The sequence below is a fragment of the Mucilaginibacter inviolabilis genome (genome assembly GCF_011089895.1).
GTDB classification, from domain to species: Bacteria; Bacteroidota; Bacteroidia; order Sphingobacteriales; family Sphingobacteriaceae; genus Mucilaginibacter; species Mucilaginibacter inviolabilis.
This window is the reverse complement of record NZ_JAANAT010000001.1, coordinates 623,265-642,118: the sequence shown is the minus strand read 5'-3', so window position 1 is coordinate 642,118 and position 18,854 is coordinate 623,265. Positions and strand designations below refer to the sequence as shown.

The following is an 18,854-nucleotide window of genomic DNA, read 5'->3' as shown; positions in this document are numbered from 1 at the left end:
AGGTGAATTATTGTGGGTTAGCAGTTGTAGTAAGTAAATTGATATAGGCTACAGCGATTTGGGCACTGAACTTCGCCTGTGCCAGAGCCAGCCCGCGTTGAGCCAATTGCGTTTGGGCAGCAAGCACGTCGGTCGTATTGACCAGCCCCTGGCTATACCTGTTTTGCATAATACGCAGCGCATCGGCGGATTGGTCTACTGCGGAACGCTGTAGTATCAGGGCAATATTTGCATCTGACAGATCGCGCAAAGCTTTATTTAATTCGAGTTGGGCCTGTTCTTTTTGTTGGGCAAATTGCGCGATCAGCTTATCTTTTTCCAGCGTTTGTGCCTCTATTTGCCGATGTGTCCGGTTCCCATTAAAAATATCCCATGAAAGCTGGATGCCAGCAAAGTAGCTGTTAGCGCCGAAACCAGCGATGCGGCTATCATTATACTGGTAGTTTCCGAAGGCGTTCAATTTAGGCAGGTAGCCCATTTTGCCGGATCTGATCATCATACCCGAGGCGTCTATTGCTTTCTGCATCGCTGCCAGGTCGGCGCGCTGCTGCGGCACAAGCGAATTTGCACTATCAGGTAGGCTAATAATGAGGCTATCGGTTATTTGATAAACCACGCCGGATGGCCGACCCAGTAGTATGGCCAGGTTATCGGATGCGTTGGATATTCCGCTTTTTGCTTTCGCCAGGTCGCTTTCCATATTGTTTACCTGTACCCGGGCATTTAAAACATCCGATTTTTGCAACAAACCTTGTTGATAGCGATCATTGGCGAAGCGGTATGCATCCAAAGCCGTATGGCGGCCCTGTTCCAGCACTTTAGTTACATCATACGCCAATTGCAATTGCATGCAGGCTTGCTGCACCTGGAATACCAAATACTGGCGGGTGCGCTGTGCCGTATAGCCATACCTGTCGGCCTGTAGTTTTGCCCCCTTTCGCGCATACCACATATCAGGGTTAATAAGAGGTTGCTTTACAGTCAAACTGGCGTTGTAATTACTGGTTCGGTCAGGATGATTCAGCAGGGCCGGGTTAAAATCATTTGCTGTGATAACCTGTTGCTCCAGCTTAAATCCGAAAGAAGATAAGGGATCATTGGTTGTAAAAGCTGAATAACTTACGGATACCTCGGGTAAAAAAACGGCATCGGTCTGGCGATAGTTAGCGGTCGCGATCTTCTCATCCAGTTTAGCTATTGCCGCCTGTCGGTTATGTGCAAGAGCGTAAAGCACTGCACTATCAATAGTGATTCGTTCGGTCTTGTCCTGAGCTTTAACCGGCAGGACACAGCCGATCGCATATGTCAATCCCAGTGAAAAAAAGTAAACAAAATATTTTTTGGTCATCGTGTTTTTTGATCTGAAGCAAAAATAGGTCGACACCTGCCGCGCTTTCGGTGACTTTAATCACTCAAGTCATATGTGTTTATCAACTCTGTGTCACTAAAAAAGCCGGTCTTTATTCAAACCGGCCTTAGCATATGACAGTAGCATGTTGTTATGCTATTAGTTTCTTTTTACAAGTATTAATGCCAAACTCACCTTTTCGCATCTGATCTTAGGGTTAATAACTATAACTGGAGCTGACCATTTCTTTATGGCGCTCCCGTAATGCCTGATGGGTCATGCCTGGTTTATTGGCTAAGGCGACGAAATCCTTTACAACGCCTTCGCGTATCTTCCACGGGAAGCTATACACCAGCTTTTCCTTTTGCAGGTTGACCATGAGCGGTACAGGCAGTCGCAGGTTGTGGGCCTGTTGCAATATGGCAATGCGGTTACACGTATCGTTGTAATCCTTTTCTTCCAGTGGCACATATTTCAGCCTGTGCGCCAGTTTCTGCAACTGGCAACCCCGCAGGTCAGTTACGGGTTTATGCTTGGATCGCTTCTCCTTTTTTCGGGCAACGTGCAGGTCTGCCATTAGCGATTCCTCGGAATAATCAGGGTATTTCGTCCTGATCTCCTGCAAGGCAAACAGCTTGTTTTTTTGATAGACCCGCCGCGCGAAGTTGCGGCGCGTGCGCTGCTGCTGTAATACTACCTTGCGTTTTATCCTTTCTTCAGTAATCGCATTTCTTTTTGCTTCAGGCTTTTCAAAGTTTTGGAGAAGCTGTCGCAGGGCAATCAGCACCGCAGGCCGTTTTTGCGCTTGCAGTTCATCGGTCAGCATTTTGTAAACCTCAGCGGAGTTCAGCGCATCCCCGGTCGCGATCAGTTCCCGTAAATACACGGTTTCCTCGTCCGCTGGTAATTCGGGCGGGTCGGGCGGGAGTCCGCCCGTGTTCGCATTCAGCGGAAATTTTGAACGAAAGGCTTTCAACTGATTTAAGAAGTCCGTTCCTGTACCTTCCTTATCCGTATCCAGTTCTTCGGCTTCCTGTTCAGCAGCACGCAAGAGTTTGTCCCAATCCTCATATTGGTGGTAGCACAACCGCCAGTCAAAATGATGATACTCTATTTCGGCGGTACTCATCGGGCGTGTCAGGAAAGGGAACGCCGTATGCAATCCCATCGGCCTGCGGTTGCGGTCGCACCATGTTTCGGCGTGTATAAACGCATAGATGCGTGGCGGGTACTTGGTTTGCGATTTGAAGTAATAAGCCACCAATCCCGAAGTTTTGCGGGGCAGGGCGTCCTGCCGTTCAAATTCCTCGCGTTCACGCTGGGACATGACATAGCCCTCTTTAATTTTTACCATAACAGTAGCGGTTAATGTTTCACAATCGGTACGGTGTTTACCTGCGGTTTCTGTTGCGCCTTTCCTCGGCTTTTCGCATACGGCTGTCATAGCCCCATAGGAACCATGCCCACAGGGCTATGGCTGCTGCGATGCCTATTGCTAAATGACTGCTGTTTAAAGAGGCGAAATAGATACCTGTGGAGATAAAACAGGTGGCGATGAAATAAATGAATGTTCTCATGGCTGTTCGGTTTTGAGTGTTAATAGCTTTTGGTAGACATCTTCCCAATAGGTTTGCAGTTCTTCATCCAATCGGGCAAATGCGCTGTCGGTATGCCTGTAATGGCGGTAGGCGTCCGCTTGCTGAAAGGCAAGGTCGAGGTTTTCCACCTCGATCACCTTGCCGTTTAAATCCACTATCTTCATATCAGGCTGCTTTAGGGGTTTCGGTTTTCAGGCGTTTTGGCTTCAGCACTTTGACCTTTTTATCCTCGATTGGCGTTACCTTGATGGGCTGCGTCCTGAAGTCTTTGAGGTTCAGAAAAAATCCTCTGTTCGTGAGCATGCCCTCACGGAACATTTGCCATAAAAGGGATGCGCCTAAGTTTGCCAGTGCGGAGTTGATGAATAAATCCTGTTGGGTCAGGGCTTCGGCTAAGGAACAGCTTGGCGTATGGTCGCCCTTTTCAGACTGCTTTAACAGTTCCTTAAATTCTTCGGTCACTAAGGGCAAACGGCTGACCACCTCGAATTTTCGGGAGGCGGGTTGCGTTATTTCGGCAATGGTGGATAGGATACATTGTCCTATGTCCTTACTGTTTCCAAAGTCCATCCAGTATAAGGGATGGTGGTAGCTGTGCCTACGGCTTGTATAGATTTTGGTGAGCATATCGGCAATTTCAAACCTCGCCTTTACGGTATCCACGCAGGATATGGTAATTTCTGCCATCGCCAGTTCAGGTTCATCCTGCAACGTTTTCAGGTCGTACTTTTCAGGTACGGCTTTCCAGTTGGTGCCGAAAAAGAGGTTGATGCGGTTAACCAGTGCAACGGCTTTGTGCAAGCCGAGTTCTGCGGTTGAAAATAGCTGTCTGCCCAAATTGGCTTCTTCGACCTTATCATCATCGAATACCCGCACCGCAAGTCCGGGATGGTTCAGGGCAATGAGCGAATGATTTATCCTCGCCAGTGCCGTTAAAAACTGGCTGCCTGTCCCCCCTGCGCCAATCAGGTTGACCACAATGGGATTGTAAGGGTTAATCAAAGATTTTTCTACGATATGTACGGCAGTCTTTACCGCCTTCAGTTTCGGGGTTTTCATACAAAGAGGGTTTTAAGGGTATGCTGATTAGGTTTCAGGCTTTCGCAGGGAAATACACGGTTGGTAGCGACCTGTTTCTGCCACAACTGGACAATGTTTTCGGTGACAGGGTTAAACTCGCCCATGAGGTGGCTGAAGTAGCTGTTCCAAAAGTAGCTTTCCCATTGCTCCATGAAATCTTCCAAACGAATGGCCTTGCCAATATTGATGCGCACATTACCCATGCACACCTTTCCGTCAGTTCCGACATTAAAGAATGGGGCATGAAAAAGGGCGGTGTTGCCTACAGGCTTGCGATGCCCTTTCAGCGCATAAACAGCTAAACTGTCCCTGCCCGCTTTCCATACCATTGCAGGTACTTTTCCCCTGCCTGACTTTATGCCTAAAGCATTGGAAAAGTACAGAGGTACTTCCTGTGGCGGTGTGTACCAAATGGCATAGCCTTCCTGTTCTGCATTCACATATAGCACTTTGTTGGGCATCACGCCTTTACAGCGCAGAAAACCTGTTTTAAATTCCTGTGCCGACTGGAATATACCGCTCAGGGCAAGCATTTCCTTAACAGTTAATGGGTGGGCGTTTATCGGGTTGCCCAACCTGCCAATGTCGTAGCTCTCTACGTAAACACTGGTGGTGTCCTTATCTTCCTCGGTCTGTTTGGTGTAGATCAGCAGGGATTTTACGGGCTGATACAGGTTGCTGAAATTATGCGTTAGGTTCTTCATGGTCAAAGTCGTTTAATACACCTGTCAGTTCATCCAACAGGAAAAATAGTCTTGTTTCAAAATCAAAATCATGGTGTGCCTTTTCCTGTGGCGTGTCAAACCATTGGATAGCTACGGGTTCTTCCTGATAACCCATTTCCTGAAACTCATTGTTGACCATCTCGAACAGCATGTGCTGTAAGGTGTCGTTACCGCTCCAGTAAAAGGAGATATAGTTTTCCCAATAGATGCTGTAGTCGTCTTCGCTTGCCTCATGCAATTCATAGTGCATGGTATCTTTGATGGCTCGTTCGGGATAGTCTTTTGCCAGTTTAAGCAGTTCGTTAGCCACTTCTCTCAAATCCCTGCCTTGCTTATCGGTTACAGGTATTTGCTGTAATTGCGCCTGCCATGTTTCCAAATCAAAAGGTGCTTTGATGTCGGGTAACAGTGTATCACCTGCTGACTTCATCAGGTTAAATTCAGCGAACTGGCGTTTACGATAATCGTTCTCTTCATCGTCGTCCTCGTCTTCAATTTCCCTTATCCAGTTCTCCAAACTGTCATAGGAATTATCCAAGTAGCCCGGCTCACGGAAAAAGGGAATGCCAATGATTTGATACAGGTAGGCAAACAGCGTTCGGGTCAGTTCATAGCAGGGCTGTTTCGCCTTGTCATTCTTCATCTGCCACAACGGGCGGACAGGTACGTAATACAGGCAAAAATTGGTATCAAAGGTTTTAACGGTTGCCAGTCTCGCAGGGCAACCCTTATCCTGTATCAGCATTGCCGATGCACCGTCAAAACGCTGTGCCGATAGCTTTTCCAGTACCGCCGATATGTTCTGCGGAAAGGTTAAGCCTGAAACGTCAGGGGCTTGCCAGTTGTACAACTGGCAGAAGTTTTTCAATGACTGGAAAAACTCCTTTTCACCCTGACCGTAGCCATGAAACGGCAGGCTCACGAAAGGCTGAAAGGAATGGGTCAGAAAACCATTACGGTGCGTTCCTTTGGTGCGCTTCTTAGCGGGTTTTGCTGAACTTCTCTTGCATCGGGTAAGCGGTCTAACTTCCCTACGAACTCCCCGAATAATTGATGTAGTTTCCATTGTGTGCTATCTTCTATGACGGTTACTTTCCTGTTGATTTTCTTGGTTTCCATGCTGTTGCGGTTTAGCCTTTGGTGCCCATCGTACTTTCAAAGCGGTACTGTATCATATCGTCCTTTATCTCTGGCCCGACAATACGGGCGTTGGTCAGGATGGGATAAGTAGCGGTGTAAAAGTTCAGCACCGTATCGGGGTTCATAGCTTCGTTAGGGTCGGTCAAACGGACTTCCTGCCCGTTTTCCTTATGGATAAAAATCCTTTCTAATTGTGTCGTCTGTAACATGGTACGATGGTTTAATCCTGATTAAATAATTGGAGGGCTTGTGCGTACTGTGTTTTTTTACGCTCCAAATCAGCACGCCTTTTTTCGAGTTCGTCCTTTTTATCGGGATAATCCTCTACCGATGGCAGGATGGCCAATGCATCCTCGTATTTGCACAGGTCGTTCAATTCCACTACTTTGCGTAGGGTATCCGTATAAGCCTTGCGCTTTTCCTCTGCGGATGCTTTCGGCTCACCTACTTCAATCTCGTCTGTACCGCCCTCGGCTTTAGGTTTGGCAGGTTGCGGTTTACTGCCCTGTCCTAATTTTTTCTTGGCAGCATCTACACTTGCGGTTACCGCTTTGATGTTGCTGTACAGACCTTTTAGGCTATCCACCTGCGTTACAGTGGCTTCAAAAAATCCCTCGTCCATGTCGGATGCCGTCCCCCTGTGGATAAGGGGTGTTATCATCTTTGTGGCAGGTTCGTTAGATTTGAAAGGGGCGTATAGTGCAGATACGGTAAAATTGCCGTTCTCGTCGTTTTGGATGCCAATCGTCCAAATGCCGGGGGCGTTCAGGTTGGCTATATTTTCAAAAAAGTTCGTTTTCATGTTATTGGGTTTTATGCGGTTAATGCTAATTTTTCTAAATGGGTCGCCATTTTTCCGTCTGCGGTAAACCAATAGTCATTGGCTATCAGTGCATCGGCGATGGCTTCGTCGCTCGTCAGATGGTCATGTTCATTGTCCAATATGCGGAGGTAGGCATGGGCAAGGGATTTGAGAAACCTGTTCTCGCAATTGTCGAGGGCTTCGTCCATTTCATCTACCTGCTCAAATTCGCCTATCTCATCTTTCGACCATGTGGTGACAATCAAATCACGGCTCTCCTGAAATTCAATAGCGATGCGGTAGGTGTCTGTTTGTTCCCCGTGGTCGATGGTTATCTGTCTTGCGGTGTATATCGCATCGTGGATATACTCCGCATTACAGTAATTGGCGCGGTCAAGGTCGAAGCCTGTAATTTTCAGCCCGATGTTACGGGCATCTTCGTACACCATGGCCCACCAGTTGTAGCTGACATTAAAATCCGCATTATCCGCTATCGCCTTTTCTTTTGCTGCTTCGGGCAATTCCCCGAATTGGTATAGTCTTAGCTGTATCGTTTTCATGGCGCAGGGTTTAAAGTGGATTTTCGTTGATGTCATTGAGCAACTCACCTAATGCGTTATGGCTTGCGATGTACGCGTCATAGCGATGGGTGATGTTATCGCCTAAATAGAACTTATCCTCGCTGTAGCTGTAATTTTCCTCGAAAAAGTGGACGGTCTTGCTTGGCAGGCTGATAATGTAGCGGTAAACCGCATTTACCCGCTGTTCATTCATGGTACACCACTCGGTGATGAGGGCAAGTTCCTTTTCAGCATCGTTAAGGGCAAGCAGTGGGATAATGAGTGTTTCCACTACCCATCCCTGTTCGGGTGCGCTACTGCTGTCGGCAACGCATTGAATAATATTGCCGTTCGTTAATTTGATGTGCATATTTGAACGTGTCATAGCTTTGAGTTTAGGTTAAGCGTTTTTGATATTGATTTGGGTGGGGTCGTCAAATACGGACTGGAAGATGTCCTTTACCTGCTGTTGGTTCAGCATGCATACAAAGTGCTGCTGACGGTACACGTCTGTAAAGTCAATGCTGCCGTCCGAGCGGTAAGCCATAGCGATAGGTACACCGCCAACGCCCGTGTCTGCCCACAGGCTCAGCCAAATGTCATTGGTGTACACGGAGCCAATAAGCAGGGTGTCGTGTCCTGTCAGTCCGCCATCCTCATGGCGCTGGTTGATGCGTTCATCCGCAAACCATAGCCTTGCGAGGCGGTTAAACTTGAAACCAACCTGTAAGGCGATTTCTTTGGCAAACTCCATTGGCGACATTGGCCCTGTAACGTTGCCGTCTTTTTGCTCTAAGAGTGATTGAATGCTGTACGTGAATTGTTGCTTTTCCATTTTCTTGCGTTTTGTGTTTTGCTTTTTTTCCTTTAATTTTTTTTCAAAGGCGTCTTTGGCAGTCCTTAGCTTTTGGCCTCTGATAGAGGCAAATCACTTGCGCGTGGGGAGAGCGCGTCAAGGCTGCCGCCACACAAAAATTTTTGTGGTATCAGCGCAAAAAATTTTGACGGCATTCACTTGGCCTTGCGCGCTGAAGAGGGGTAAATTTGCCTCAAGCAGAGGTCAAAAGCGGAACACCCCCGGAGGTCCCTAAACCTCAGTGGTACCGCTGGCAGGAAAAAGAAAGGAACCTGGGCAGGAAGCGTCGGCGGGGCATGCCCTGCCGGTGGTTGCTCCGGCCGAAGGCTGCCCCGCCGACGCCTGCCTAAGCAAAGTTTCAGCGAAGTAGTCCGTTAGCGATCGGACGCATTATCCTGCCTGTCCCCGGCAGATAGAGCGGAGAGCGCGGCCGTATTTCAGCGGAACGGCCTGTTTATGTTAAGATGAGATGATGGAAAATTGACAGAATTGCGAACGCGGGGAGCGGTCGCATAAACAAGCACGAGAAGTTTTGTTCAGTACGGAAATTTATCCAAACGGATGCGGCACCTGCATTCCGGGAAGGTCTTTTGATTTAGTGAAAGAAATATGTGGATAGTCCTGACTTATAAGAAATGTATTACGACTTTATAATCAGATGTTTGATCTTCCCTGATCAGTTGCCTCCATATTATTCACCAGCGTTTTTTTTGTATCATTGATTCGTTCATCATATTTGAATAGCGATAGGTCATGGCCGCATATCATCGAGCGTATCCAGCCGTTTTACCGTATCTAAGGTATCTTTGAGTAATTTTACTTCCCGGCAGACATTTTAACCCGCTTTGAAAATAAAAGAGCAGGGACTAACAGAGATAACTATCTTTATGACTCGTAAATAAACCTGGACTCATGGCAGATAAACGATCCGCGAAAAAAAATAAGTTTCTGAAATTCTTAACCGTCCTTGGCCCGGGGCTGACGACCGGGGCAGCGGATGACGATCCTTCAGGTATCGCCACGTACTCGCAAACCGGTGCGCAGTTCGGTTTTGGCCAGCTATGGACGGCATTGTATATGCTGCCTTTCATGATCGCCGTTCAGGAGGCCTGTGCGCGGATCGGATTGGTTACCGGCAAGGGAATTGCCGCTGTTGTCCGGCAGCATTACAGCAAGCCGGTGTTGTACAGCGTAGTAGGCCTCGTCGTTATAGCCAACACGATCAACATTGGAGCAGATATCGGTGCCATGGCGGCAGCGGCGCAACTACTTATTCCAGTTCCTTTTGTTGTTCTGACACTATTGTTTACCGCAGGTATCCTTATACTGGAAATCTTTACGAATTATAAGGTCTACTCCAAAATTTTAAAGTGGCTGGCACTGGCGCTGTTGTCTTACCCCGTGACGGTGTTCATCGTTCATCAGGATTGGTTAACCGTGGCCAAAGCCTCAGTCATCCCTCATGTGGAATTTAGTTTTGCATTCCTTTTTATCATTACCGGCGTTTTCGGCACGACTATTACCCCATACATGTTTTTTTGGGAGGCTTCCCAGGAGGTAGAGGAAGAGAAAGACAAGGGATTGCTGCAAAAAAATGGGAAGCCGAGGATTAGCTGGAAGCATATAAGCACGATGCGCCAAGACAATACAGCGGGCATGATCATTTCAGAAATAACGACCTGGTGTATTCTCCTTGTAGGTGCTTCGGTCTTGCATAACAGCGGTATAAGAGACCTGAAGAACGCCTCGGATGCCGCGAAGGCCCTGGAACCGCTGGTGCATTCCTTTCCAAATGCCGGGTTCCTGGCTAAACTGATCTTTTCGATCGGCATTATCGGGCTTGGTTTACTTGCCGTGCCGGTTTTGTCAGGCTCCGCAGCTTACGCAGTTTCCGAGGCTTTGGACTGGAATGCAAGCCTGAATCTGAAATTAAGGAGTGCCCACGGCTTTTACGGAGTTATCACCATTTCGACACTGATCGGCCTGATCATCAACTTTATTGGTATAGACCCGGTGAAAGCCCTGGTATACACTGCGGTACTGAACGGTATTGCTGCCGTACCATTGCTTTTTCTGGTGGCCAGGATCGCATCAGATGAAACTATCATGGGCGAATTTAAGAGCGGCTGGCTATCAAAGTCGTTTCTTTGGGCTACTTTTGCAGTAATGGGCGCCGCTGCTGTTTCCCTATTGTTTACGTTATAAACCTTTTTAGCATCGATCAGCAAAGAGAATGAAAGCAATTTCAATAATTATTATCTGTTTTTTAGCTATAACCGTCGGCGTAAATCTGTATGCGCTTTTTAGCAAAAATTCCGGCGCCTACGTTTTCTGGTGCAATATAGTGACGGGTTCTTCCTTACTGGCCGTGATGCTGCTGATAATGGTACGTAAGAAGAAACTGAAAAAACTTCAGCAGGATTTCATTGACCGCTTTTTCAGCCGGAATTGAAATAGCCTGGTCACCATCGTTTTTTACCCTTAATTCATTTCTTTGTTTCAATAGTTGAAGCAATCAGAACGGATTGCTTTCGCTCTCGCCTAATTACCCCCGTTTAAACAGACATAAGTCTGCCTGCCAGACATCCGCTCGATCAGTAATTCGATCAAATTTTCTTAAAAAATTCCAAAATCAATGTCAACGGTATAATGTCAGCTTATGCCCAAAGCTGATACGCTGGTTTTTATTCAAAACATTCAATGCATGAATGTGCATACGGGAAAATATTACTCGTAAGTTTTAATTGTTTTTACTTCGGCTGGCAAGCCCTATTTGAATAGTGAGCTATCTACAGGACCGTGTTTTAGGATCGATATATCAAGCAACACGGCGGCAGCAATTATCGTGACTCCAGGAAAACACGAGAAGGAAATTTTATAGCAGTGTTTAATCATCTTATTAAACGCAGACGACCTGCTTTGCGGTAAACGGATAAAAATATCAAAACTAATCATGGAAAAATATGATTTATGTCATAATTTTAGGTAGGTTTTCTCATAATTATCTATTAGAATGATGACTATTTTGGCGGAAAACAGGGCAGCAAGCACCTTTATTGTTAAACAAAGAGCGCTATTCAATAATGTCCCTATGATTTCTAATCTAAGATCCATAACCATGTTAAAAATCTATCATCAATTACCTAAAAATCAATTTTCATGAAAAATCCCAAAAAACTATGGATGACCTTTGCCATTGTCATAGGTTTATCTTTTATGGTATTGCTTTACTTTGGCGTAAAAATTTATCAAAATGCGCCTCCCATTCCTGAAAAAGTAGTTTCAGCGAACGGTGAGGTTTTATTTACTGCCGATGATATCAGTAATGGGCAAAATGTTTGGCAAAGTATCGGAGGACAGGAAGTTGGCTCGATATGGGGCCATGGTGCTTATGTCGCTCCTGACTGGACCGCCGATTACCTGCATAGGGAGTCGCTGTTTATTCTGGATGCTTGGGCAAAAGCGGATTATGGTTCACCTTATGATAAGATCACCGATGAACAACAGATGGTCTTGCAAACGCGGCTAAAAAAGGAAATCCGTAAAAATACCTATGACCCTGGCACCAAAACACTGCAGCTATCAGCGGTAAGAGTTCAGGCGTTTGAATACCTGAACAATTATTACGCAGGTATTTTTGGGAACAACAGTAATGATGATAAGCTAAGAAATGAATATGCTATTTCTAAGAATGCGATAAAAGATCCCGCTAAAGCCCGGTTAATGGGTATGTTTTTCTTTTGGGCGAGCTGGGCCTGTGTTACGGACAGACCGGGCGAAACGGTTTCCTATACACACAATTGGCCGAATGATAATTTGGTGGGCAATATTGCTACCGGAGACCTCATGTTATGGACAGGTTTCAGTATCATTATTTTACTTCTTGGGATCGGGATCTTAGCATTTTATAATGCGCAACACAGTGAAGAAGATCAGGCTTCTGACGAAGTGCCTGTAGAGGATCCCTTACTTTCTATTAAGCCTACGCCCTCTATGCGGGCTACGATCAAATATTTCTGGATCGTTACCGTTCTGATCGTGCTACAGGTTGTTCTGGGAGTGGTCACCGCACATTACGGGGTTGAAGGAACTGCGTTTTACGGGTTCCCCTTAGCCGATTATATGCCGTATTCTTTAAGCAGAACGTGGCATGTCCAGATCGCGATTTTTTGGATCGCGACTTCCTGGCTGGCCACCGGCCTATACATTGCGCCAGCAGTGACCGGTTATGAGCCTAAATTCCAGAAACTGGGCGTCAACTTTTTATTTATCTGCTTGTTGATCATTGTAGGTGGTTCTATGGTTGGTCAATGGTACGCTATCATGCAAAAATTAGGCTATCTACAAAACTTCTGGTTCGGCCATCAAGGCTACGAATACGTTGATTTAGGGCGCTTTTGGCAGATATTCCTGTTTATTGGTTTGATATTATGGTTAATCTTGATGACCAGGGCGATCATGCCTGCCTTAAGAAGCAAGAATAACAGCCGGCATCTACTAATTATGTTTATTGTATCTTCTATAGCTATCACCTTGTTTTATGCTGCAGGCTTAATGTGGGGGCGCAGAAGTAACCTGGCAGTTGCAGAATACTGGCGCTGGTGGGTAGTACATCTTTGGGTCGAAGGCTTCTTCGAAGTTTTTGCTACCGTAGTAATGGCGTTTATTTTTACCCGGATGAAATTGTTGAACGAGAAATTTGCAACCCTAAATGTACTCTTCTCTACCATAATTTTTCTGTCAGGAGGTATTTTAGGAACTTTCCATCACTTGTATTTTTCCGGTACGCCGACCGCGATTTTAGCGGTAGGTTCTTCCTTCAGCGCTTTAGAGGTAGTACCTTTGGTCTTTATTGGTATTGAAGCTTTTCACAATTACAAGATCAGTAAACTTAAACCATGGATACAAGCTTATAAATGGCCCATCTACTGTTTTATTGCGGTTGCGTTCTGGAACTTTTTAGGCGCAGGTATATTCGGATTTTTAATTAATCCGCCAATTGCTTTATATTATATGCAAGGTTTAAATACGACTCCCTTACACGGTCATGCGGCATTATTCGGCGTATATGGCGTTTTAGGGATCGGCTTGATGCTATTTGTTTTAAAAGGGTTGTACCGCCAAAATGTGTGGAAAGACACCTGGATCAGGTTCGCCTTTTGGAGCATAAATATCGGCTTAATGCTGATGCTTTTATTGAGCCTGTTGCCCATTGGATTATTGCAAACCATAGCAAGCGTTAATCACGGAATGTGGTATGCAAGATCTGCCGAGTTTATGCAGCAGCCCTTAATGAATACCTTACGCTGGATGCGATTGTTCGGTGATACCATTTTTGCACTCGGAACAGTGGCACTTGCTATTTTCGTAATTGGCTTGGCAACCGGCTGGAGCTACAAAAAAGATGAATATGATCTCAAAAAAGTAGAACAAAACAAGTAGATCCCCTTTTTAGGTATAAATTCTCCGGAGAAATCCGGAGAATTTATTTATGTATTGTTTTTATTTTTAAACGGGATCGGCTGCGAAAAATGGCGGATGATTTTACTAACTCCCGTTACTTATAATTGGTGATTAGCCTAAGTTTAAGTCTGTAGCAGCTCTTTGTTGCCGTTTTTAATCAACGTTTCGAAGTTCGAGAACACACTTTACATTAAAATAAAAAACATATGAACACCATGACAACCCTATCTGAAGTTATCCAAAAACTCCAGTCGGAAGGCTATATCGTAGATTTTAATCTCAAAGAGAATTGCCTGGAATGTCATCAGAACGCTTTGCAGGTTCATCCTAACGAATTTGTGGTAGACAAACACTACCGGTTTGAAGGCATGTCTGACCCGGCAGATGAAGCTATAGTCTATGCGATCTCTTCAACTGTGCATAATATTAAAGGAATACTGGTAAATGGTTATGGGATGTCCAGCGAACCACTCGCCGAAGAACTGGTCGATGCATTAAAGGAAAAAGGAGATCACTAATTCAATTTCTAAATGATAGACTATTTCCACGCGCCATGATAAAAGCGGTTTAACGATCAGCTTTCGCTATCGATACGGATGACCATGCCGTCCATTTCCGGCCGCAGCTTTATCTGGCAGCCCAGGCGGGTCGCTTCCGTGCTTTGCGGTAAAAGATCCAGCATATCCAGTTCCTGATCCCCGGCGGGTGACAATTTTTCGTTCCCCGATAAGATGTCTACTGCACAGGTAGCGCAAAGAGCGATGCCGCCGCAGGTACCGGGAATCGGGTAACCGTCAGACCGCAGGACTTCCATCAGACTCAGGTTCATATTAACCGGTACGTCCAAGGGCGCCTGGCTGCCATCGGATTTTATGATATAGATGGTTATCAGATCAGAATGCGTTGATGCCATAAACTGTAGTGTATTTAAAACTCAGCTTCTCATCCGGATAGACATGTTTAAAAGCGCTTTGCATGGCCAGTGCGGCTTCATGAAAGCCGCAAAGGATCAGTTTCAATTTGCCTGGATAAGTGTTGATATCCCCGATAGCGTAAATCCGGTCAGCGTTCGTAGAGTAGTCTGCAACGTTTACCGATATTGCCGATTGCGAAATATTCAGCCCCCAATCCGCTATCGGTCCAAGTTTGGGGGTTAATCCGAACAGCGGTATAAAATGATCGGCAGCGATCCTGATTAATGGTAATTGATGCGTGTGGATACTAAGTTCCTGAAGATGTCCGTCACCATGCAAAGCCGTTACATTGGCATGCAGCCGCAGGTCGATCCTGCCAGCTTTTGCCAGTTCAAAAACTTTACCGGCGGAATCGGGAGACCCGCGAAAAGTATCGCCGCGGTGTACCAGGGTTACCTTTGCTGCGATGTCAGCCAGAAATATTGCCCAGTCGAGCGCAGAATCACCGCCACCTGCCAACACCACGTTCCGGCCACGTAAGCTTTCGGGGTTTCTAACCATGTACGCTACGCCTTTTCCTTCAAATTCACTCAGTCCATCAATTGCCGGTTTACGCGGTTCAAAACAGCCCAGGCCACCTGCGATCACCAGCACTTTACATTTGACCGTGGTGTGCTCACTGGTTATGACGGTTAACGAATCGTCATCGTTCCTGTTAATCGTTTCCACGCGTTCACCGAGAGTAAAGCCCGGCCGGAAAGGATCAACCTGTTCCATAAGCCTGTCCACCAGTTCCTGTCCAAGGATCTGCGGATAACCCGGTATATCGTAGATCGGTTTGTGCGGATAGATCTCCGATAACTGCCCGCCAACCTGCGGCAAGGCATCGATCACATGACAGCGCATCTTTAAGAGCCCTGCCTCAAACACCGCGAACAAGCCTACCGGCCCGGCACCAACGATGCAAATATCAGTTGCTATATTTTCATTACGCTCTTCCATTTACTTTTTCATTAAGATCATACTTGTATTAAAAAACAAATACTGTCTTCCAGCGCCTCTACGGAGTGCGGTTCGTTGACCGGGATATCGAGCTCATCGAACTTGTTCATGGTTAATGTTCCTTTGGTGCTGAAGTAATTGATCTTCCCGTCAATAACGACCAACCGGGTGTTGACACCGGTTTGATGCTCTTTCAATACCATTCCTTTTTTAAAACCCAGGACAAGCACCTTTCCGGCTGCGCCTTTCGTTAATACTTTTACTACCGGAGCCGCCGAATTTTCTAATGCCTTTACTACATCTTGTATGATCATATCTCTGACTTTATGTTAATACCTTTACAGCCAGGCCGTCTATCTTTTCATCGATCAGGAGCTGGCAGGACAAACGAATATTTTCGCCGGTTTGGCCGGCTCTCTGCAGGTTGGCATCACCATTGCGCTCATAAGCGGCAGGCTCCTGTAGCTTATTTGTGATCTCTATCAGGCAGGTGCCGCACTTTCCCATCCCCAGGCATTCCCCGAAACCGTCAGTGAAAATGCGGTCATAGATGAGCATCATCAGGCTGCGGTATTCATTGTTATAGGTGCGCAGTTCATATAGCTCTCCGCTATACTCTACATGAATAACGATAGAACTTTTTGATAAATTCCCGGAATTCATTTCAGCGGATAGTTTTTGGTCCAGAATTCATCCGGATAGTTATCGACGAATGGTACGCTATGCTGGCCATTCAGGAACTCGCCGACCTGCTTCAGAACAGATTCAGGTAACGAAACCTCTAAATGAGGAAATAACGTACGCTCTTCAAAACGGATATGCTTGATCAGCAGTTCTGCAAACGAGGAATAGTCCGCGGCGGCCTCGTGACCATCATCGTTTAGCTGCCGGATCCGCTGTTCAAGCATCAGGTGTTCCGCTTTTCCCTGACGGGACAGGTTATCATCCAGCCGGTCGAACAGTAAGGCTTCCTCCTCCCTGAAATGGCCTTTCAAATGTTGCTCCCAGAAGAAATTGATATATTTCAATATTTGGGGCAAAGGGATGTTTTTTCTTATACCTTCCTTGACCTTCCAACCAAACAGCAATCCTGCATGGTGGTCCCTGGAAAGTGCGATAATGTATTCGCTGCGTTTGATCGGTTTGTTTTCCATCGCGCTGAAGGTTATGAAGCCGGGTATTCGATCACCGCATCGCCTGCCATGACGATCATTGCCTTAAAGTCTTGTATGACCTTGAGAATATGCGGTTCATAAGAAGGGATCGATAGCGTCGATCCCTTCACCAACTCACTCGTTTCGCCTTTGCAGATCAGCAGGGCATTGCCCGATTCTACAATGACAAATGCATCGGATGTCGCGAAGTGCCGGGGCATATTGGTACCGGCCGGCAATTCTACTTCGAGGACCTGATAATGGTCGTTTCTTTCAAGTTCTTTCATGATCTTGCGGATTAAAATGAACGGAAGCAGGATCATAAAGCGTTCTTCCACTTTCCAGGCCGATCAATAACAAGACCGGTATTTTGATCACTTCCAGAATAATATAAACCCAGTGTTCCAAATGACCGGGCGGCTGCAGACCTTTGATCACCCGTGCCGCATGAGCATCCAGTACAGGTAATAACCAGGCGGTCTCCAGTATAAGAATGATACTGATCGCCAGCAGCAGGTAAAAACCATAGCGGCTGCTTCTTTTCGGGAAATACGTCAGCAAAATAATAATTAGGAATCCCCATTCACAGCGATTAAGCGCCCTAAAAACGATACGTCCGATCTGCAGCCCCTGAGCCATACTGATCCCCGGAGCGGTAAATTTTAGCGGAGTTTCCAGGAAACTGATGGCCATAAAAAATCCCAGCCAAAAGATGGCCGTTATGGTTCTGACCGCTAACACAACTTCTTTTTTCATTACTACTCAATTTGCTTTACCGCTTTCATGATCCGGGCAATGCTGTAGGCCCGCTTTTTGGCGTTCTCCGCGATCTGCCCCTGGAAAAGTTCATCCAGCGTTCCGTGAAACAGTAATAACCAGCGGTCAAAATGCTCTTTGGTCAAAGACAGGGGCAAGTGTTTTGTTAACGGATCATCGTTATATTTCCGGGTGTATAAAAGCAAGGTAGACCAGAAATCAGTCATTCGTCCGAGGTGTTGGTCCCAGTTGTTACCGATCACCGGCTCAAATATGGGCGCCAGCAATTCATCCTGACGTACTTTGCCATAAAAGCTGTTCACCAGTTGCCGGACATCTGCTTCATCCATGATATCGTGAAGTTGTGTTTCCATGATCAAAAAATTACGTGGTCACTGTTTCCGTTGAGCTGCTGCAACCGTGATAAGAACATATCGGCCATCAATGCTGCGCGCTTTTTGGCATCATCGGCGATAGCGCCCTCGAAATACTCATCGATGGTCGCATAGAATAATTCCAGCCATCGCTCAAAATGCGGACGCGCGATCTTCAAAGGGGCATGCTTAGCAAAAGGATTACCGCGAAAACCTGGTACACCAAACAGCGCGGCATTCCAGAACGTATACATCTTGTCCAGATGGGGGCGCCAGTCACTGATCTTTTCCATAAAGATGGGACCGATCAATTGGTCAGTTCTGACCTTCGCATAAAACTCATCGACAAAAATCTTGATGTCTTCAATATCGTCAATTTGTTTTTTCATTTGAACAATGGGATCTGGCCGGACGTAATATGGTAATACACCGCCCAGGCGGTAAAAGCAATTAAGAGGATAATGATCCAAAAAGGAATGCTTTGCGGCGTTTCGCTGCCCTGCAACATAAAGGTCTTTTGATCGCCTTTGCCATAGGCATTGATCATCAGCGGCAGTACGCCGTCAACCACCTCATCTTTCCGGATACCTTCGACGGCGATCGCCGGGCCATTCCGAACAATAAAGGGAATGATTTTGATCCCTTCCTTTCCCTTATGATCTTTGCTGACCACTTTCAGCGTGTGTTTGCCATCGGTGAGCTTCTTGGTATCCAGCTCAAAAGAAACCGGGGCCGGAAACGTGCCGATCGGTTGCGGGTCATCGTCGATGAACAGGGTTACAAAGCTTTTATTTTCCATGGCTTAAGAATTTAGGATCATGTTCTTGATAGGTTCATGCGCTTTATCGGCGGGTTTTGCCAGGCATCTCACCAGGGCATACAAGGAATAGAGGGTAATAATGACCATCACACTTACCACGACATAATCCCAATTACTGGTCGGGACTGCGCCATGTGTAACGCCTTGCAGGAATTTGGGCTGCTGCGCCTTGCAGGCGTCGCAGGCCAACGCAGTGGCAGAAGTTCCTAAAATGCCGGTAACGGCTAATAATGCTTTCCTATAAAATCTGTTCTTTTTCATA

The 18,854-nt window shown here is 46.4% G+C and carries 27 protein-coding genes; 4 read left to right on the top strand and 23 right to left on the bottom strand.

The window, feature by feature from the left end:
- Window positions 1–7: 7 nt before the first annotated feature.
- The 12 genes from G7092_RS02625 to G7092_RS02570 all read right to left on the bottom strand — a co-directional run bounded on the left by G7092_RS02625 (window position 8) and on the right by G7092_RS02570 (window position 8,088).
- Entirely contained in the window at window positions 8–1,348 is a 1,341-nt protein-coding gene (locus G7092_RS02625) for a TolC family protein (RefSeq protein ID WP_166085899.1), read from the bottom strand.
- A gap of 217 nt (window positions 1,349–1,565) precedes the next feature.
- Window positions 1,566–2,702 (bottom strand): hypothetical protein, encoded by a 1,137-nt coding sequence (locus G7092_RS02620; protein WP_166085897.1) that lies wholly within the window; start codon window positions 2,700–2,702, stop codon window positions 1,566–1,568.
- 37 nt (window positions 2,703–2,739) lie between these two features.
- Complete coding sequence (locus G7092_RS02615; protein ID WP_166085895.1) at window positions 2,740–2,925, bottom strand: hypothetical protein; 186 nt, start codon at window positions 2,923–2,925, stop codon at window positions 2,740–2,742.
- Window positions 2,922–3,110 (bottom strand): hypothetical protein, encoded by a 189-nt coding sequence (locus tag G7092_RS02610; RefSeq protein ID WP_166085892.1) that lies wholly within the window; start codon window positions 3,108–3,110, stop codon window positions 2,922–2,924. Before G7092_RS02610 ends, G7092_RS02615 begins: the two co-directional genes overlap by 4 nt.
- 1 nt (window position 3,111) lies before the next feature.
- Window positions 3,112–4,005: a PRTRC system ThiF family protein gene (locus G7092_RS02605; protein WP_166085890.1), complete on the bottom strand. Its 894-nt coding sequence runs from the start codon at window positions 4,003–4,005 to the stop codon at window positions 3,112–3,114.
- Window positions 4,002–4,730 (bottom strand): PRTRC system protein B, encoded by a 729-nt coding sequence (locus G7092_RS02600; protein WP_166085887.1) that lies wholly within the window; start codon window positions 4,728–4,730, stop codon window positions 4,002–4,004. The genes G7092_RS02605 and G7092_RS02600 overlap by 4 nt, the downstream gene beginning before the upstream one ends.
- Window positions 4,711–5,817, bottom strand: coding sequence for a hypothetical protein (locus G7092_RS02595; protein ID WP_166085885.1), 1,107 nt, complete (start codon window positions 5,815–5,817; stop codon window positions 4,711–4,713). The genes G7092_RS02600 and G7092_RS02595 overlap by 20 nt, the downstream gene beginning before the upstream one ends.
- 64 nt (window positions 5,818–5,881) lie before the next feature.
- A complete protein-coding gene (locus G7092_RS02590) occupies window positions 5,882–6,100 on the bottom strand; it encodes a PRTRC system protein C (protein WP_112653863.1) in 219 nt (72 codons plus the stop codon).
- Window positions 6,101–6,111: 11 nt separating this feature from the next.
- Complete coding sequence (locus G7092_RS02585; RefSeq protein ID WP_166085883.1) at window positions 6,112–6,693, bottom strand: PRTRC system protein E; 582 nt, start codon at window positions 6,691–6,693, stop codon at window positions 6,112–6,114.
- Between the two features lie 11 nt (window positions 6,694–6,704).
- Window positions 6,705–7,289 carry a hypothetical protein gene (locus G7092_RS02580; RefSeq protein WP_166085881.1) on the bottom strand — a complete coding sequence of 195 codons (585 nt, stop codon included), beginning with the start codon at window positions 7,287–7,289 and terminating at the stop codon, window positions 6,705–6,707.
- Window positions 7,264–7,638, bottom strand: coding sequence for a penicillin-binding protein (locus G7092_RS02575; protein ID WP_166085879.1), 375 nt, complete (start codon window positions 7,636–7,638; stop codon window positions 7,264–7,266). The genes G7092_RS02580 and G7092_RS02575 overlap by 26 nt, the downstream gene beginning before the upstream one ends.
- 15 nt (window positions 7,639–7,653) lie before the next feature.
- Window positions 7,654–8,088 (bottom strand): hypothetical protein, encoded by a 435-nt coding sequence (locus G7092_RS02570; protein ID WP_166085877.1) that lies wholly within the window; start codon window positions 8,086–8,088, stop codon window positions 7,654–7,656.
- Between the two features lie 933 nt (window positions 8,089–9,021).
- Here G7092_RS02570 and G7092_RS02565 point away from each other — a divergent pair.
- From G7092_RS02565 to G7092_RS02550, 4 genes are all read left to right on the top strand, one after another.
- Window positions 9,022–10,314, top strand: coding sequence for an NRAMP family divalent metal transporter (locus G7092_RS02565; protein ID WP_166085875.1), 1,293 nt, complete (start codon window positions 9,022–9,024; stop codon window positions 10,312–10,314).
- A 28-nt stretch (window positions 10,315–10,342) separates the two neighbouring features.
- Window positions 10,343–10,561 (top strand): hypothetical protein, encoded by a 219-nt coding sequence (locus G7092_RS02560; RefSeq protein ID WP_166085873.1) that lies wholly within the window; start codon window positions 10,343–10,345, stop codon window positions 10,559–10,561.
- A gap of 707 nt (window positions 10,562–11,268) precedes the next feature.
- Window positions 11,269–13,551, top strand: a complete 2,283-nt coding sequence (locus G7092_RS02555; protein WP_166085871.1) for a nitric-oxide reductase large subunit — start codon at window positions 11,269–11,271, stop codon at window positions 13,549–13,551.
- Between the two features lie 227 nt (window positions 13,552–13,778).
- A complete protein-coding gene (locus tag G7092_RS02550) occupies window positions 13,779–14,090 on the top strand; it encodes a phosphoribosylpyrophosphate synthetase (protein WP_202985203.1) in 312 nt (103 codons plus the stop codon).
- A gap of 56 nt (window positions 14,091–14,146) precedes the next feature.
- Here G7092_RS02550 and G7092_RS02545 read toward each other — a convergent pair whose 3' ends face one another.
- From G7092_RS02545 to G7092_RS02495, 11 genes are read right to left on the bottom strand one after another with little or no spacing between them, the layout of a single operon-like run.
- Window positions 14,147–14,485 carry a 2Fe-2S iron-sulfur cluster-binding protein gene (locus G7092_RS02545; protein WP_166085869.1) on the bottom strand — a complete coding sequence of 113 codons (339 nt, stop codon included), beginning with the start codon at window positions 14,483–14,485 and terminating at the stop codon, window positions 14,147–14,149.
- The gene (locus G7092_RS02540; RefSeq protein WP_166085867.1) at window positions 14,466–15,488 is read right to left on the bottom strand and encodes an NAD(P)/FAD-dependent oxidoreductase; all 1,023 of its coding nucleotides are present in this window, start codon (window positions 15,486–15,488) and stop codon (window positions 14,466–14,468) included. The genes G7092_RS02545 and G7092_RS02540 overlap by 20 nt, the downstream gene beginning before the upstream one ends.
- A 17-nt stretch (window positions 15,489–15,505) precedes the next feature.
- Window positions 15,506–15,802: a cupin domain-containing protein gene (locus tag G7092_RS02535; RefSeq protein ID WP_166085865.1), complete on the bottom strand. Its 297-nt coding sequence runs from the start codon at window positions 15,800–15,802 to the stop codon at window positions 15,506–15,508.
- A 10-nt stretch (window positions 15,803–15,812) separates the two neighbouring features.
- Entirely contained in the window at window positions 15,813–16,151 is a 339-nt protein-coding gene (locus tag G7092_RS02530) for a 2Fe-2S iron-sulfur cluster-binding family protein (protein WP_166085863.1), read from the bottom strand.
- Window positions 16,148–16,642 (bottom strand): hemerythrin domain-containing protein, encoded by a 495-nt coding sequence (locus G7092_RS02525; RefSeq protein ID WP_166085861.1) that lies wholly within the window; start codon window positions 16,640–16,642, stop codon window positions 16,148–16,150. Before G7092_RS02525 ends, G7092_RS02530 begins: the two co-directional genes overlap by 4 nt.
- Before the next feature lie 11 nt (window positions 16,643–16,653).
- Window positions 16,654–16,929 (bottom strand): cupin domain-containing protein, encoded by a 276-nt coding sequence (locus tag G7092_RS02520; protein WP_166085858.1) that lies wholly within the window; start codon window positions 16,927–16,929, stop codon window positions 16,654–16,656.
- A complete protein-coding gene (locus G7092_RS02515) occupies window positions 16,916–17,398 on the bottom strand; it encodes a hypothetical protein (RefSeq protein ID WP_166085856.1) in 483 nt (160 codons plus the stop codon). Before G7092_RS02515 ends, G7092_RS02520 begins: the two co-directional genes overlap by 14 nt.
- 2 nt (window positions 17,399–17,400) lie before the next feature.
- Window positions 17,401–17,772: a group III truncated hemoglobin gene (locus G7092_RS02510; RefSeq protein ID WP_166085854.1), complete on the bottom strand. Its 372-nt coding sequence runs from the start codon at window positions 17,770–17,772 to the stop codon at window positions 17,401–17,403.
- A gap of 2 nt (window positions 17,773–17,774) precedes the next feature.
- Complete coding sequence (locus G7092_RS02505; protein ID WP_166085852.1) at window positions 17,775–18,161, bottom strand: group III truncated hemoglobin; 387 nt, start codon at window positions 18,159–18,161, stop codon at window positions 17,775–17,777.
- Entirely contained in the window at window positions 18,158–18,571 is a 414-nt protein-coding gene (locus tag G7092_RS02500; protein ID WP_166085850.1) for a cytochrome C, read from the bottom strand. Before G7092_RS02500 ends, G7092_RS02505 begins: the two co-directional genes overlap by 4 nt.
- A 3-nt stretch (window positions 18,572–18,574) precedes the next feature.
- Window positions 18,575–18,853, bottom strand: a complete 279-nt coding sequence (locus tag G7092_RS02495) for a hypothetical protein (protein ID WP_202985202.1) — start codon at window positions 18,851–18,853, stop codon at window positions 18,575–18,577.
- Between the last annotated feature and the right edge of the window lies 1 nt (window position 18,854).

Coding starts and splice junctions, on each gene's coding strand:
- G7092_RS02625 (WP_166085899.1), bottom strand. CDS start 1,348: ATGACCAAAAAATATTTTGTTTACTTTTTTTCACTGGGATTGACATAT.
- G7092_RS02620 (WP_166085897.1), bottom strand. CDS start 2,702: ATGGTAAAAATTAAAGAGGGCTATGTCATGTCCCAGCGTGAACGCGAG.
- G7092_RS02615 (WP_166085895.1), bottom strand. CDS start 2,925: ATGAGAACATTCATTTATTTCATCGCCACCTGTTTTATCTCCACAGGT.
- G7092_RS02610 (WP_166085892.1), bottom strand. CDS start 3,110: ATGAAGATAGTGGATTTAAACGGCAAGGTGATCGAGGTGGAAAACCTC.
- G7092_RS02605 (WP_166085890.1), bottom strand. CDS start 4,005: ATGAAAACCCCGAAACTGAAGGCGGTAAAGACTGCCGTACATATCGTA.
- G7092_RS02600 (WP_166085887.1), bottom strand. CDS start 4,730: ATGAAGAACCTAACGCATAATTTCAGCAACCTGTATCAGCCCGTAAAA.
- G7092_RS02595 (WP_166085885.1), bottom strand. CDS start 5,817: ATGGAAACTACATCAATTATTCGGGGAGTTCGTAGGGAAGTTAGACCG.
- G7092_RS02590 (WP_112653863.1), bottom strand. CDS start 6,100: ATGTTACAGACGACACAATTAGAAAGGATTTTTATCCATAAGGAAAAC.
- G7092_RS02585 (WP_166085883.1), bottom strand. CDS start 6,693: ATGAAAACGAACTTTTTTGAAAATATAGCCAACCTGAACGCCCCCGGC.
- G7092_RS02580 (WP_166085881.1), bottom strand. CDS start 7,289: ATGACATCAACGAAAATCCACTTTAAACCCTGCGCCATGAAAACGATA.
- G7092_RS02575 (WP_166085879.1), bottom strand. CDS start 7,638: ATGACACGTTCAAATATGCACATCAAATTAACGAACGGCAATATTATT.
- G7092_RS02570 (WP_166085877.1), bottom strand. CDS start 8,088: ATGGAAAAGCAACAATTCACGTACAGCATTCAATCACTCTTAGAGCAA.
- G7092_RS02565 (WP_166085875.1), top strand. CDS start 9,022: ATGGCAGATAAACGATCCGCGAAAAAAAATAAGTTTCTGAAATTCTTA.
- G7092_RS02560 (WP_166085873.1), top strand. CDS start 10,343: ATGAAAGCAATTTCAATAATTATTATCTGTTTTTTAGCTATAACCGTC.
- G7092_RS02555 (WP_166085871.1), top strand. CDS start 11,269: ATGAAAAATCCCAAAAAACTATGGATGACCTTTGCCATTGTCATAGGT.
- G7092_RS02550 (WP_202985203.1), top strand. CDS start 13,779: ATGAACACCATGACAACCCTATCTGAAGTTATCCAAAAACTCCAGTCG.
- G7092_RS02545 (WP_166085869.1), bottom strand. CDS start 14,485: ATGGCATCAACGCATTCTGATCTGATAACCATCTATATCATAAAATCC.
- G7092_RS02540 (WP_166085867.1), bottom strand. CDS start 15,488: ATGGAAGAGCGTAATGAAAATATAGCAACTGATATTTGCATCGTTGGT.
- G7092_RS02535 (WP_166085865.1), bottom strand. CDS start 15,802: ATGATCATACAAGATGTAGTAAAGGCATTAGAAAATTCGGCGGCTCCG.
- G7092_RS02530 (WP_166085863.1), bottom strand. CDS start 16,151: ATGAATTCCGGGAATTTATCAAAAAGTTCTATCGTTATTCATGTAGAG.
- G7092_RS02525 (WP_166085861.1), bottom strand. CDS start 16,642: ATGGAAAACAAACCGATCAAACGCAGCGAATACATTATCGCACTTTCC.
- G7092_RS02520 (WP_166085858.1), bottom strand. CDS start 16,929: ATGAAAGAACTTGAAAGAAACGACCATTATCAGGTCCTCGAAGTAGAA.
- G7092_RS02515 (WP_166085856.1), bottom strand. CDS start 17,398: ATGAAAAAAGAAGTTGTGTTAGCGGTCAGAACCATAACGGCCATCTTT.
- G7092_RS02510 (WP_166085854.1), bottom strand. CDS start 17,772: ATGGAAACACAACTTCACGATATCATGGATGAAGCAGATGTCCGGCAA.
- G7092_RS02505 (WP_166085852.1), bottom strand. CDS start 18,161: ATGAAAAAACAAATTGACGATATTGAAGACATCAAGATTTTTGTCGAT.
- G7092_RS02500 (WP_166085850.1), bottom strand. CDS start 18,571: ATGGAAAATAAAAGCTTTGTAACCCTGTTCATCGACGATGACCCGCAA.
- G7092_RS02495 (WP_202985202.1), bottom strand. CDS start 18,853: ATGAAAAAGAACAGATTTTATAGGAAAGCATTATTAGCCGTTACCGGC.